The 13,458-nt window shown below is 35.6% G+C and carries 12 protein-coding genes and 2 pseudogenes; 7 read left to right on the top strand and 7 right to left on the bottom strand.

All coding sequences use genetic code 11. The features are described from left to right. Positions 1 to 201, bottom strand: a pseudogene (locus tag BLT15_RS10885) (permease); the annotation flags it as partial. A 62-nt stretch (positions 202 to 263) separates the two neighbouring features. After that, positions 264 to 644 carry a PadR family transcriptional regulator gene (locus BLT15_RS10880; protein ID WP_089761646.1) on the bottom strand — a complete coding sequence of 127 codons (381 nt, stop codon included), beginning with the start codon at positions 642 to 644 and terminating at the stop codon, positions 264 to 266. Positions 645 to 952: 308 nt separating this feature from the next. Between BLT15_RS10880 and BLT15_RS10875 the strand changes: the two genes are divergently transcribed. From BLT15_RS10875 to BLT15_RS10860, 4 genes are all read left to right on the top strand, one after another. Then, positions 953 to 1,606, top strand: coding sequence for a TVP38/TMEM64 family protein (locus BLT15_RS10875; RefSeq protein WP_089761644.1), 654 nt, complete (start codon positions 953 to 955; stop codon positions 1,604 to 1,606). A gap of 243 nt (positions 1,607 to 1,849) precedes the next feature. Further along, positions 1,850 to 2,803 carry a patatin-like phospholipase family protein gene (locus tag BLT15_RS10870; RefSeq protein ID WP_089761642.1) on the top strand — a complete coding sequence of 318 codons (954 nt, stop codon included), beginning with the start codon at positions 1,850 to 1,852 and terminating at the stop codon, positions 2,801 to 2,803. A gap of 73 nt (positions 2,804 to 2,876) precedes the next feature. Then, positions 2,877 to 4,238 carry a radical SAM protein gene (locus BLT15_RS10865; protein WP_089761640.1) on the top strand — a complete coding sequence of 454 codons (1,362 nt, stop codon included), beginning with the start codon at positions 2,877 to 2,879 and terminating at the stop codon, positions 4,236 to 4,238. Between the two features lie 74 nt (positions 4,239 to 4,312). Then, positions 4,313 to 5,479 carry an NAD(P)/FAD-dependent oxidoreductase gene (locus BLT15_RS10860; RefSeq protein WP_159429918.1) on the top strand — a complete coding sequence of 389 codons (1,167 nt, stop codon included), beginning with the start codon at positions 4,313 to 4,315 and terminating at the stop codon, positions 5,477 to 5,479. A 72-nt stretch (positions 5,480 to 5,551) separates the two neighbouring features. Here BLT15_RS10860 and BLT15_RS10855 read toward each other — a convergent pair whose 3' ends face one another. After that, the gene (locus tag BLT15_RS10855; RefSeq protein WP_089761636.1) at positions 5,552 to 5,773 is read right to left on the bottom strand and encodes a hypothetical protein; all 222 of its coding nucleotides are present in this window, start codon (positions 5,771 to 5,773) and stop codon (positions 5,552 to 5,554) included. Positions 5,774 to 6,225: 452 nt separating this feature from the next. After that, entirely contained in the window at positions 6,226 to 6,816 is a 591-nt protein-coding gene (locus BLT15_RS10850; RefSeq protein WP_089761634.1) for a tyrosine-type recombinase/integrase, read from the bottom strand. 1,090 nt (positions 6,817 to 7,906) lie between these two features. On the opposite strand from BLT15_RS10850, the gene BLT15_RS10845 reads away from it, so the two are divergent. After that, positions 7,907 to 8,164: a hypothetical protein gene (locus BLT15_RS10845; RefSeq protein WP_089761632.1), complete on the top strand. Its 258-nt coding sequence runs from the start codon at positions 7,907 to 7,909 to the stop codon at positions 8,162 to 8,164. Between the two features lie 29 nt (positions 8,165 to 8,193). Then, positions 8,194 to 9,171 (top strand): restriction endonuclease, encoded by a 978-nt coding sequence (locus BLT15_RS10840; protein WP_089761629.1) that lies wholly within the window; start codon positions 8,194 to 8,196, stop codon positions 9,169 to 9,171. A gap of 525 nt (positions 9,172 to 9,696) precedes the next feature. Here BLT15_RS10840 and BLT15_RS10835 read toward each other — a convergent pair. After that, positions 9,697 to 10,470, bottom strand: a complete 774-nt coding sequence (locus BLT15_RS10835) for a DUF1670 domain-containing protein (protein WP_089761627.1) — start codon at positions 10,468 to 10,470, stop codon at positions 9,697 to 9,699. Continuing rightward, positions 10,467 to 11,288, bottom strand: a complete 822-nt coding sequence (locus tag BLT15_RS10830) for a DUF1670 domain-containing protein (protein ID WP_089761625.1) — start codon at positions 11,286 to 11,288, stop codon at positions 10,467 to 10,469. The genes BLT15_RS10835 and BLT15_RS10830 overlap by 4 nt, the downstream gene beginning before the upstream one ends. Positions 11,289 to 11,561: 273 nt before the next feature. Between BLT15_RS10830 and BLT15_RS10820 the strand changes: the two are divergent. After that, positions 11,562 to 11,681 (top strand): annotated as a pseudogene (locus BLT15_RS10820) (pyrimidine dimer DNA glycosylase/endonuclease V); the annotation flags it as partial. A 196-nt stretch (positions 11,682 to 11,877) separates the two neighbouring features. Here BLT15_RS10820 and BLT15_RS10815 read toward each other — a convergent pair. Beyond that, on the bottom strand, positions 11,878 to 13,140 hold the full coding sequence (locus tag BLT15_RS10815; RefSeq protein WP_089761619.1) for a HEPN domain-containing protein: 1,263 nt from the start codon (positions 13,138 to 13,140) through the stop codon (positions 11,878 to 11,880). Positions 13,141 to 13,458: the final 318 nt, after the last annotated feature.

The raw sequence follows: 13,458 nt of genomic DNA, 5'->3' as shown, positions 1-13,458 counted from the left end.
AAAAGGGGTGATAGCCCCGAAAATACTGGCCAGAAGATGGCTGACAAAGGTGCTGCGCCCTGATAATGTGCGGCGAATTTTATCTTCATCCAGGTATTCGCGTACCAGCCCGACCAGAAAGGTTGCTACTATAAATAGTGGGACTAAATAAAGGGCCAGATTAAAGAAGTATCCCACACTGTATTGTAGAGAATTGATCATTATATATATTACTACCTCCTTTTCCTGTCAGCTGCAAAGTCCATATTCACTTTATCGGGAAATTAACCTGATAATTCAAGCTCTTTTTTTGCTTCCAGAAGAGCTTCAGCGGTTTCCTCCCAGGCTTCCAGGCCTGTACGGTAAGCTTCCTCTCCTCTATCAGTTAGTTTGTATGTTTTGCGCTCTCTGCCGTTAACTGTTCTGCTTTCAGAAGTCACATATCCTTTTTTCTGAAATTCATTAAGGGCAGGATACAGGCTGCCTTCAGTGGGGGCACAGCAGCCGCTGGTCAATTCCGAAATCCTTTTAGTAATTGCATAACCATGCATGGGCTCTTCAAACAGGCATCTGAGTATAAATAAACGGGATAGACTCATTTTGATCATGCCATTCCAGTACGAAGTATCCAGATAACTATCATCATCAGTTTTATCTGCTGTCATAAGATTATTCCTCCCTTCTCTTTTTTAAATTTTTTGCCACCACCTTCTTTTCAAAGTAAGCTGCTATCTGTAATTTACTCCCTTATGCATATACCTTAAATGCATTATAAGAAAATATTTTCTCTTTTTCAACTCGCTTAAACCAACTCACACGTTATAATTTAACTTGCACTAAAGTTTGACAATTATATTCCAATATAATAATATAATAATTGAACAAAGATAATATCAGAATAGATAGCTGAATTTAGCTCAGATTACCCTCTTTTGTGATTGAACCCCATAAACCTTAACAAAGAGGAAATTTTATGAAAAAAAAGTATATCTATCAAATTCTGCTGGCTTTAATAATCCTTGCTCTCCTGTTTTCTTTTGGACGAGATTTGATAGAACTTGATATAGAGGAATTTGTTTTAGAAACAGAGAATCATTTTCGAAGTATCACCACTATTTTTCTGCTGTTAGTTATCAAAGCTGTTTTTTTCTTCCTTCCCGGTCCTGTCCTTTATACATTGTTTGGAATGCTGCTGTCTCCATCCCTGGCATTTTTGACTATCTGTGGGGCTCTCTTTCTCAACTTTTCCCTGGCCTATTTCATCGGTTTTTTACTGGGGTATGATTTTGTCAAAAAATTTATTAAAAAAAGCGACAAACTTCAGGAAATCTTCGCCCTCAATCCCCGGGATAATCCAGAATTGGTTTTTTTGATAAGATTGCTTCCCCTGCCATTAGAACCGGTCAGCATAACGTTGGGCTCCACCGGCATTGAATACTGGAAATATATTATTATTTCTCTTTTGGGTATGGCTCCAAAGTTATTAATCTATGTCCTTATAGGCCATATTTTGTTTCATTCAGTTACCACAGTTGCGATCGTCGCTTTCCTGATAATCTTGTTTTCCTGGCTGGCTGCCGTGTTATTTTTCAAAAACTACTGGTATAACCCTACTATAAAAAAATAAAATATATTGACCCCATAACTTCCAGCAAATTTTTTCAGAGAAAAGACCAGATAATTCTAAATCAGGGGAATCCATATAGATAGCATTTTTGACAGTAGGACAAAATTTTAATATAATATGATTGAAACCGAATATAATAATATTGTATTAAAATCAAATATTACCCAGGAAAATAAGGAGTTAAAATAGTAAATTGAAAAACATGTTTTGCCACCTGCAAAGTATCTCTGCTGAACATTTTCAGTGAATATTTTCCCTTTTATAAGCTCGAGATTATTTATCGGCTGCACTTTCCAGGTTGGGGGGGTTTCGATTTTTGTAAATACCGGTTTAGTTTTAGAAGGCGGGGGTATGAGAGGTGCTTATACTGCTGGAGTGCTGGACTTATTTTTGGAAGAAGAAATTATGTTCCCTTATATCATTGGGGTGTCTGCCGGGGCAAATAACGGTGCTAACTTTGTGGCTGGACAAAAGGAAAGAAGTAAAAGGATTTTTTTGAACTATTCTCAGAAAAAAAGATTTATGGGGTTAAAGAACCTGTTAAAGAAAAGAAATTATTTTGGCATGGATTTTATCTATGAAGTTCTTCCCTTTGAAATAGATCCTTTTGACTTTGAAGCTTTTGCTAATTCCTCTGCAAAATTTAAGGTGGTATTAACCGACCGCGAAAGTGGAAACCCTGTCTATATGGAGCACAAAGATTATTGCCCTGAGTTTTTTGTTAAAAAAATTTTGAGGGCTTCCAGTACTCTACCTTTAATTTGTTCGCCGGTAAAAATTGAGGATAATTTCTATCTTGATGGAGGTATATCGGCTCCCATACCTGTTAAAAAAGCCATTCGAGACGGTTACAAATATAATGTTCTTGTCCTGACAAGAGAGGAAGATTATTATAAAAAACCCGCTAAAATAAGGCCGCTTTTCAAGTTATTTTACAGAAATTTCCCTGGTCTACTGCAAAAATTGCAAAATCGTCATAATATATATAATGAATGCTTAAATTTCGTCAGAAAGCTGGAAGAAAATAATAGGGTTTTTGTTTTCAGGCCACAAAATGAAGTAAAGGTCAATATATTAGAAAATGACCGGCAAAAAATAAAAGATCTCTATGAAAAAGGATATTCTGAAACAAAGAATAGGATGGAAAATTTCAAAGAGTGGGCAAAAGAAATCACCAGCAGCAGAGCAATTTCTTAGCAAAACAGGGGATATGAGTATTTAAAACTCATAATTTGTTCCATGCACCTCATATTCAGGGGGGGTGAAGGTAATGTTGAATAAAATTGGTTTGGCCAAGAAAATAGCGGTAGAAAAGTTTGTTCAAAAAGGTTTGGAATATGGATTTGAAGATCCTGAAAATAACCTGCCGAGAATGGTCAATTGGGCTAAAAAAATAGCCAGAGATGACATGTATATTGAAGCTTTAGAAAAATTTGAAGAATTGTTGGAAGAAAAACCAGTGATTTTTGAATATGCCAGACGTTTTGAAAATTTTGATCAAACCTTCCGCGAAAATTTCCTTGATCTATTTATTGTGCAGGAAACTTTGCTGGGCACCTCCTATCGGGAAGAAAAAGGAAAGGAAATTGGAGCCAATATTCCTTACACCATTTTATTGGACCCTACCAGTGCCTGCAATTTAAACTGTGAAGGCTGCTGGGCGGGAAAATATGATAATTCTCAAAGTTTAGAATTCGATACAATTGATAGAATCATAACAGAAGCAAAGGAACTGGGTATCCACTTCTTTGTTCTCTCAGGGGGAGAGCCTACAGTTTATCCCCACTTATTTGATATTTTTGAGAAACACCATGACTGTGCTTTTATGATGTATACAAATGGAACTTTGATTGACGAAGATATGGCAGATAAAATCCTGAAGGCAGGTAATATCAGTCCCTGTATAAGTCTGGAAGGTTTTGAGGGTGAAACTGAACAAAGACGGGGTAAGGGTACCACAGGTAAAATTGAAAAAGCAATGAAACTGCTCAAAGAAAGAGGGATAATTTTTGGCAGCAGTATCACGGTGACCAGAGATAATTGTGATATTTTGCTGGAAAGTGATAAATTCGTTGAGGATCTGATAGATCGAGGGGTATTATATACCTGGCTTTTCCACTATGTTCCGATAGGAAAAGATCCAAATTTGGATCTAATGTTGACTGCTGAACAAAGAAAAAAGTTAGCGAAAAGAAGCTCCGAACTGCGCTGGCGATATCCTATTTTTCTGGCTGATTTCTGGAATGATGGGCATCTTACTAATGGTTGTATTGCGGGCGGAGATAGATATTTCCACATTAATGCTAATGGTGATGTGGAACCCTGTGCTTTTGTTCATTTTGCAGTGGACAATATTAAAAACAAATCTCTGAAAGAAATCTTAAAAAATCCGTTATTTACAGAATATCAAAAACGGATACCTTTCAGCGATAATATGCTTCGGCCCTGTCCCATTATCGATGTACCTGAAGAATTGCAGAAGATGGTGTCAACTACCGAAGCCAGGCCAACTCATCCCGGAGCAGATGATATTTTCCAGCCTGAAATTGCCAATAAGTTAAAACGAAAATCTCAAAATTGGCAGAATAAGTCGCAAACAATAACTTCCAGACAGACCTGTAAAAGGGTATAGAAAATGCAGGATAAAATTAGGTCTAAAAGTGTAACAGGATGGACAAATCACTAAACAAAAAAGTGGTGAGAATAATGGACTCTGAAGTAATAATTATAGGAAGTGGACCGGCCGGTATCTGGCTGGCATACAATTTGGCGCAGTCTGATATTGAAGTATTAATTTTAGAAAAAGAACCCTGGCCTAGATATAAAGCCTGTGGAGGAGCAATTTCCGGAAAGACTTTAGAATTATTGCACAACAAAAAAATTTATTTGCCGGATTCTGTGGTAAGAAATACAATTAACAAATTTACTTTTAATTATAATTTACAGGAGTGCAATACTTTTAGCTGTCAGGGCCAGGGAATAAAACTGGTAAATCGTAAAAATTTTGATGATTTTTTATTAAAACAGAGCTGTAAAGCAGGAGCAAATTTTTATGATAAGGAAAAAGTAATTGATATTGAGATCTCAAAAAATATGGTTGAAGTCTTCACAGAAGAAAATTCATATAAAGGTAAGATAGTGGTAGGGGCAGATGGGGCCTGGAGTAAAACAGGTAATATTCTAAATCTATATCCTGAAAATATAAAGAATAATATGATTATGGCTGTAGAGCTGGAATTATTTAAAAATGACACAGATTATCAAAGAAATAATAGAATTGAAATAGATATAGGTTTTATTCCAGGAGGGTATGTCTGGATATTTCCCAAGAAAAATAGGCTTTCTATTGGGCTTGGAACAAATAGGACCGGTAATATAAATTTAACAAAGCAGTTATTTGCGTACCTAAGACAGAAGAAAATTTCATATTCAAAAGATGATATTTTTTATAAAGGTTATCCTATTCCGCTTGCCGGAAACCGTTTAAAAAATATAAAGATGGCGGGAAATAGATTTTTATTGATAGGGGATGCAGCATATCTTGCCGATCCCCTGGTTGGTGAAGGTATTTATAATGCCTGTTTCAGTGCTGAAATAGCAGCAAATACCATTATAAAATTTATTTCAGGAGAGAAAAATTCACTTTTGCAATATCAAAAACATATTGAAGATCAATTATACTTTCAGTTAAAAAGTGCTGCTGAACTTGCAAATATTTTTTATAAAAATTCAGAGATATTCAAAGAATTTATGTCCTATGATTCAGAACTATTTAAAGAATTTTTCGATGTAATTCAGGGTAGATCGATTTATAGTGAATTGTTTGGACAAATTAAATCCTTTCCTGTCTTCACTCCATTATCTAAAAAATAATCGCAAAACCAATAAAATCCGGGGCTTCTCAACTTTCTGCTAAACCAGATTAAAGATTATAATTGCATTGAATTAATTATTATCCCCCATCATATTCATATTACCCATCATCTGCATCATCTGGCTCATATCCATTTCTCCTTCACTCATCATATTCATACAGGCAGACATCATTTTCTGCATCTGCTCAGGATTACTTTTTATAAGTTCACAAATTTCAGGCATAATTGTTTCTGCAAATTCCAGCTTTTCTTGATCAGTTAGGTCATAAAATTTTCCCTTTAGTTCATCCATTTTTTAAACCCTCCTTTTTAAGGTGATTTATGAAATGGTTAGGCTCCTTATACATATACCCTAAATGCATTATAGGAAAATATTTTCTATTTTTCAACTCACTTAATCAAGCACATAAATCAGTATTAACCTGACGGTTACAGAGCTTAGTTTACTTTTTGTGAGTAGAAGCAGTAAAATTGATTTTGTCATCTCAGGTAAGCTGAGCCTTGGATTTTTGTACAATTGCTTTCTGGCACTGCAAGCTAAGTGCTCATATAAAAACTATTTCCTTATATCTTCCCACAATGTGCCACACCACAGTTTACAGAAAAGATTTGCCGCTAACTATCGATATATGAACTGTAATAATCTCTCCTTCGTTCTATCAGTGCTTTTTTTAATCTTAATATTGGAACACCAGTACCAGGAGAACTTTAAATAACCTTTATTGCTTCGGTATTTGATATATTTTAACCTCTTACTTTACCCCGAAAATTCTTCATAGCCTCCTCCATCTCTTCATCCACTATATGAGTGTATATCTGAGTTGTGGAAATATCCGCATGCCCCAAGGCCTTCTGCACCAGCCTCAAATTTTTGGTTCTGCGGTAAAGGTCAGTCGCAAAAGTGTGACGGAAAGTATGCGGGCTTATATCTTTCTCAGTGGTCCCCGCTTTTTCAGCATAATTATATACCATCGACCTTACATTCCTGGGACCTAATTGATTGGCCGTTTTGGTGGTAAAAACTAAATCCACCTCTTCCTTCACTTTTTCATTTTGCCTCCGCCGCCAGCTCTTAAGCTTTTCTAAAGTCTCTTCATTCAGCCAGACAATTCTTCCCTTTTCGTTTTTGCTTTCCTTGATTTTAATCTCGCCCGTCTGCAAATTTACATCCTGCCAGGGGAGATTGATAGCTTCCGATAACCTGAGACCGGCATCCAGCATCAGTTTAATCATCATCTTATTTCTCTGCGAGGAAAAATATCTTTCATTGAAAACACCTAAAATTTTCTGCTGTTCTTTTTCAGATAACACATCAGGTATTTTTCTTTTGGGCACGGTTTTGTCCCTCCTGCTTTTTTGCTTCCAATAATACGAGATATGAAGTTAATATGGAAGATAATGGTAAAAACATCCGTTTTGTGTTTATCACCCTATAATAGGGAATATAGGGTGTTATTCACTGCTATATTAAGGGTATCCTACTCGAAGACAAAAATCAAGTATATTCGGGTATTATACACGAAAATTGAACGGAGAAATTTTGGGGGAGAAAAATTAAAAAACTGGGGGTTTTTATCCCACAGGTCCTCAAGAAAATTTATTTAATCTCTTCAATTTCTTTTTCTAATATAATATTCTAAAAAATTCAAAAAATGCCTATTAGAAAATTTTTTATATGAAATTACTTCAAATATATTTCCAAGTGGTGGGCTACATAACAGTTTACAAAAAATAATCCGCGTTAAATGCTGTTATATAAATGGTAATAACGTCTCAAGTATCTATCAGTGCTTTTTCGGCCCTGCCTTGAATTACACGCCATCAACAAGGAAGGCACAATGATTTTTATTCCCCGGGTATTTGCTAGTGCAATTTTTTTCACTACGAAATCTTCATAGCCCCCTCTTCCTTGCCTCCGAAAAAAAGTAAATATGGAAGATGAAGACAGAATTTCGAGTTTTGTGTTTAACATACTATAACATGTATTATAATGTGGTATTCACTTTTTAGAGAGCTTAAATTTAATTGACTTAAAGTAGAAAAAGCTGGAGGAAATGCACGATATATCGGAGGAAACAGGAGAGTACGAAGATATCGCATTGAATTAAATAAACCGCCTGGAAAAATGAGAGCGTAAGATAGATTGGGAAGCCTGGAGGGAAGAGATGGTAAATAGATATGGGCAGACGGAGGAGGATATAGAGAGGCTGGTGGGAGAGGAATTTGGAAAACAGGGAAGATAATAGATTTTAAATTTATCAGTAACAATTTTTACTATAACTGCTTATATATTGCCTTTGTATTTAACATCTAATGGTTACTGCATTTGACAAAATAATTTTTGTTTTCTATAACGTCATTAGACACATGCGACACATAAGGCTAATATGACTAATGATAGCAAAAACCTAAAGGGGTGAATACTATGGCGCGAGTAAAAGTTCTTAATGAAGTCAAAAGCAGCGAAATATTTGAGAATGTAGGTAGTTGGGATCTTTGCCTCCAAGAAGTACTGTATGTTTATGATGAAGGTAATCCTGAAGAAGGTTTTAGATTTATCTACCGCAAAGAAAATGGCAATCTCCAGGCGGCCCGAGGACAAGCACGCATACCTTCTTTAGATAAGGCTGAAAAGTTAATTGAAGAGGCCAGAAATCGTGGTTGGGGTAACAATAAGTATTAATAAAACCCAAAAATAAAGGGGGAAAATTAATGAATTGTTGGATTTGGAATATTGATAAAAGCAAGATTGATTACCTTCAAAGAGAAATTCAGGAAGGAAAATTAAGGCAGGGTTGGGGTTATCGAAAAGATCTTGACTTGAGAAAAATACAAGAGAGAATTCAACAAGGAGAGAAATTAGATAGGAAAGTTCAAAGAGCCTGGGATCGCTGCAAATGGATGTTACAAGATATAAAGTCAGGAGACCTGATTTTAGTGAAAAATATACCTGACAGCGATAGTTTTACGATAGTAGAAGTAAAGGGAGAATATGATTTTTCACTTGATGAGTCCCAAGGTGATCAGGGCCATATTCTGCCTGTTGAAAAAATTAATTCTTTTAATAAAAAGAATGAGAAAGTTTCAGCACCCTTAAGAAATTATATCAACAGAGAGAGACATCCTATAAGAAGAACAAAAAAATACAAAGAAGAAATTATTAATCTTGCTGATCTAGAAATCTCTCAAGAAAAAGCTATGAAACCAGAAGAATTTCAAGAGTCTGTTGAGAATTTTAGCCAAAGCCTACTACCTCATCTCAAAGAATTCCTTAAAGAAAGTATTGATTATAGAACAGCCGAAAAATTAGTTTTAAACATTTTGTTGAATGATGTCAATGATGAGAGTAATATTACTCATACTGCTGGTCCGAAAGAATATGGAGCAGATATTATTGTTGAATATGATTTGGCTGGTGGGTTTAGTAGCAAAATTGCTGTTCAAGTTAAAAAGCATGGAGGAGTGGACAATGATACGACTGGAATAAATCAGTTAGAAGAAGCATTATCAAAGTACGACGTATATGCTGGGGTATTGTTTACATTTGCAGACGAGTTGGGCTCAGACCTTGAAAAAAGAATAAAAGAAACCAAAGAAGAGTATATGATAGATGTTATTTATGGAGAAAATTTATACATGAGATTGCTAGAAATACTTATTGATCCTGAATTTGAGTTGCAGCTTGAATGATGTTCGAGAAAATTAATGAATTTTTAAACCCTTGCACTTTTAAAATCTGAAAATTATAGAGGAACCTCATTTTTGCTTCTGGTTTACACCGATTTTTACTCTTCTCAATAACCCAGCGTTTATTATATCTGTATATGGCCCTCCTGTTGTGATATTTTAAAAGTTTATTTACACATCCAAATATTCCCGATTATAGCCATTAAAAAGCAATTAAGCCGGCTGAGATATCCAGAGAAAAGATTAACATCTCACTCACGGGTGATCTCTCAGCCGGCGATAACTTAAAGAACTAAACTTTAAATTACTCCAATTTGCTTTTTTACTTTGTTTTGCTCCGAAATTTACATTAGTTAAAGAAAGTAAATCGCGTGTAATGTTTATTTTGTGCAATTTTTAGCTGATTGAAGTATTTTAATAATTTACACTTAGGACATTTGTCCGCCCTGTTCCGCGGTTAGACGTGGTTGTACGGTGTTGACTGGTTCATCAGGGGGTTAACCCCCTGATGAAAATATGAAGATCGAATTAACTTTCTTCTTCATCATTGCCATGATCGGGATGATAATGCTCTATAATCTCAATATACTGCTCAATTACTGATTTACCTCTGCCAGTCATATGCTGTATTTGCGCGGGTTCAATACCTCTTCTGACAAGAAATTTCACTCTTTCATAGTCTTTGATGTATCTATCAACTGCCTGCTGCGAATGATTGGTCTTACGGGCTATATCAGGAGGCTGCAGACCTTCCTCATAAAGTTTAAGTATCTTTCTTTTATGAGTGGTGCCTCGCCCCATATCGAGCATATAGCCCTTGAGAGGAAGGATATCATCATTTTCCTTGTGATACTCCTTGATTCTTTTGGATATGGTTGCTGTAGAGCGGTTGAGGATGGCTGCCAGCTCCTCTACAGTTAAAAGAGCTCCTTTTTCTTTAGCAGCCTTGGCGAGTCTCTCAATGCGTATTTTATCATGTTCTATTTTGGATACCTTCTGGCGTTTTAGCTCTATGTCTTCTTCTGTAATGTAGGGCAAATTGACTACTTCCTGTTTGTATTCTTCTAATTTCTGTCCCAAACTTGGTTTGTCATTTTCATCGGAGGTTGAGACCCAGGTTAAACTGCCCAGAGCTTGCTCTTTTTTGCGGTGATGGTATTTATGGTCTAACTGAGCTATATCTTCTGCTATTAATTTAAGTACTTTATGACTGCCCAAGATTTTATATTCGTTCTCTAAAAGTTCTACTACTGCCTGCTTGAAAGTCCTTTTATCCAGGTTAGAAAACGGGCCCTTAGTCATTTTAGAGCCCCCTTTTTTGCTGCAGTTCTCACTGCCGCTTTGCTCTCAGCTAAATTGACTATATCGGCCAGTCTTTCCTGATACTCATCAGTGTTATACTGGAGGTATATTTCTGTATACTCTTTTACCAGCTTTTCCGATATACCAACTATATGGGCTGTCTGCTTTGTAGATAGATCATTCTTTAAAGAAAGGAGGACACGGCCAAAACTGGTAATATATCGCTTGATGGCAGCAGATGAATGTCTGGTCTTTCTCTGTATCTCTGAGTAGGTGTGGTATTCTAAATGAAGCTTTATTATTTTGGTCTTATGGGAGACACCAGACCCTATATCCTGATAAACTCCCCTGGTGGGAACATCAAAATCTCTTTTTTCCAGCTTCTTTATATCGCGCCTTATAGTTCTCACTGAGACTTCCAGGATATCCGCCAGATCCTCCTGGGTAAGTAATCCGTCCTGCTCTAAGGCTTCATTGGTCATACGCAGTATCTTGGACTGTCTGAGGCTGGTTTTACCTTCCTTGCGGTAAAGGTTTTTATCCTCTTTTTGGATGTCTTTAGTCAGCGTAACGTTGACTTTGGGAAGTTCTTCTAATCTGGGGCCATGCTTTGCATCCTTGGAGATTACTGTCCTGACTATTTTACCTCTGTCAGCCTGATGAGAGGGTTCATAATTTTCCAGTTCATATATCTCATTTGCAGTCTTCACGATTGATTCCGATTCGCGTGGTGAAAGTTCAAATTCATTTTCCAGGATATATTTCAGCTGTTTGTCACGATTTTTAACTTCGACTCTCTGTTGGCTTGTTTTTGCCATGGTTTTTTGTCCTCCCTTAGACTTAATACTATATTATAGCTGCTACGATGTCCAGCAGCTTAGGGGGAGGACAAATGTCCGCATTTACCATTCAAAATATCCTTTTATATCTCCGGGCCAGGTCCTTACACTACAGCTTAAAGAAAATATTTGCCAATATTGCTTATGAATTAGCGAGTAGTTACCACCTTAGCGGGTGGCCTTTTTTGTTCATTTGTAAGCATATGTGCCAAGGAGGTTTTGCTATAAATAAGTTGAAAAAGGTGGCAAAAAATGAGATTGTGGCATCAAGAATTAATTGACAAACTACCCAGGCAGCAATTATTAGGACCTCATCTTGAGGTATGCACACTTCGTGGTCAAGGCTGGGATAAACCTCAAAACACCTTTAACTAAATTATCCATTCAAAAGGCCCACTTAACCAATGTCGTATAACGTCCCTGGGGTTCGCGTCTTCTGAGCTTGCTTTCGATACAGCTTGTCTCTTTCTTAAAAACAATATTCTATATTCTACTGATATAAGTCATCTCGGTTGCTTACTTCCATGGCTTAGATGTCGCTAGCCCAATGTTATACGAAGGCGAAAATCTATACAAAATATTCCCGTAACATTTGCATTGCTATTTTTCTTACATCATATAACGGTTCTGAATTGAAATGCTCTCTATAACTCATCATTCCATCCCATTCTTCAATAAAACTAGAACCTCCATGAACTAGCTCGGATCGAAGTTTGTAAAGTTTTTCTACCTGATTCGTGTATTCATTTGATACCCCTTCTATAATCCCTTTTTTTACTTTTCCGCGTTCTCCAAATAAGGCATCTAATGAAATAAAAAAATTAATAAATTTATCTAATTCATCTTCAGCAGACAGACCATACTGGATAAAATGAGCACCTTTATTTGCTCTATGAGATTTTTCTTTTGAAGCATATGAATAGCTTTTATACCATTCATTTATATTATTAATAATTTGCTGATCAATCTCTATATCTGAAATTAAAGGATGTAATAAAACTTCTATATGAGAATAATGGTAACTACTTTTCGCATCCGAAGATATTTGTAAGGAATATGAAAATCCTTCTGCAGCACTTTGATAAATAATACTAGGATTTTTCATATAAATATATGATAATAATACAGCTAAAAACTTTTTCATTAAATTCCCTGCTTTATTTCTAGAACCATTTTTCGTACCTTTAACTTCACATAATAGCCAAGTTTCTGGTGGATTATCAGAAAATACACTTTTTTCACTTCGGGCTTTTTTTCCTTCTTCCGGATTCCAAAACTCTAACGCAGGATACTTATTTTCAAATTGATTCCAAAAATCACTGTCAGAAGAATTAGCTAATGAAACACCATCATAATCTAGATTGAATGATTTGGTAGAAACTCTGGATAATGGATAAATAATAATCCAATTTTTTAAAGAATTTAATAATCGCTGATATAGAATATCCCATACTTTTTTAGCAAACTTTTTTGGTCTATTTTGTAAAACTATCGCATCAAATAACTTTTCTATTTGAATTGGAATTAACAAATCTGTATCAAATAGATCTTTATTAAATACATTTTTCTTAAAAAATTCTCTAATGATTTTTTCATAAGTTTCAAAATCGCCTCCATCCAAACCAGAATCATATTTAGTACTCATTATTGCAATATCCCTACAAATCTCTGTTCCTCTTTTAGTGTACCAAAATTGAAATGAGGCAAATGGCAAATTCAACTCATTGTGACTAATTAAAAAATCCTCTTTTAAAGCATAATCTTCTATTTCCTTCAAATAAATGTTTTTTGTTAGTTCAATGATTTTTCCTAAAATAGGCTCTAATTTCATATTTTAAACCCTTTCGATTTTCGCTTTCGTATAACGTTCCTAGGAGGGTGTTGAAAAACCCCCCCATGATTTCCAGGCAAATATCGTCACAATTCTTATCATAATAACTCCCATAAACCCTGTTAATGCAGGCAACTATGTGGTATAATATAATTAAGTAAAGGGTTGAATTTAATACATATATGGGGGCAAAAATTCATGATGGGCAAGAAGTCTTCTCAGAAATCTTTTCATGATGCTGATTACATCTGTGAAGACGTAGTACCGAAAGATAGTTTTTATCACTCCTTACATCGTTTGGGGTCTTCTTTATTTGAT

The sequence above is a fragment of the Halarsenatibacter silvermanii genome, assembly GCF_900103135.1.
Taxonomy (GTDB): Bacteria; Bacillota; Halanaerobiia; order Halanaerobiales; family Halarsenatibacteraceae; genus Halarsenatibacter; species Halarsenatibacter silvermanii.
The sequence above is the reverse complement of the archived record's forward strand: the minus strand, read 5'-3'. Positions and strand labels throughout refer to the sequence as shown.

Bases quoted from the DNA above. Each gene is read 5' to 3' on its own strand.
- BLT15_RS10880 (WP_089761646.1), bottom strand. From the start codon at position 644: ATGACAGCAGATAAAACTGATGATGATAGTTATCTGGATACTTCGTAC.
- BLT15_RS10875 (WP_089761644.1), top strand. From the start codon at position 953: ATGAAAAAAAAGTATATCTATCAAATTCTGCTGGCTTTAATAATCCTT.
- BLT15_RS10865 (WP_089761640.1), top strand. From the start codon at position 2,877: ATGTTGAATAAAATTGGTTTGGCCAAGAAAATAGCGGTAGAAAAGTTT.
- BLT15_RS10860 (WP_159429918.1), top strand. From the start codon at position 4,313: ATGGACTCTGAAGTAATAATTATAGGAAGTGGACCGGCCGGTATCTGG.
- BLT15_RS10855 (WP_089761636.1), bottom strand. From the start codon at position 5,773: ATGGATGAACTAAAGGGAAAATTTTATGACCTAACTGATCAAGAAAAG.
- BLT15_RS10845 (WP_089761632.1), top strand. From the start codon at position 7,907: ATGGCGCGAGTAAAAGTTCTTAATGAAGTCAAAAGCAGCGAAATATTT.
- BLT15_RS10840 (WP_089761629.1), top strand. From the start codon at position 8,194: ATGAATTGTTGGATTTGGAATATTGATAAAAGCAAGATTGATTACCTT.
- BLT15_RS10835 (WP_089761627.1), bottom strand. From the start codon at position 10,470: ATGACTAAGGGCCCGTTTTCTAACCTGGATAAAAGGACTTTCAAGCAG.
- BLT15_RS10830 (WP_089761625.1), bottom strand. From the start codon at position 11,288: ATGGCAAAAACAAGCCAACAGAGAGTCGAAGTTAAAAATCGTGACAAA.
- BLT15_RS10815 (WP_089761619.1), bottom strand. From the start codon at position 13,140: ATGAAATTAGAGCCTATTTTAGGAAAAATCATTGAACTAACAAAAAAC.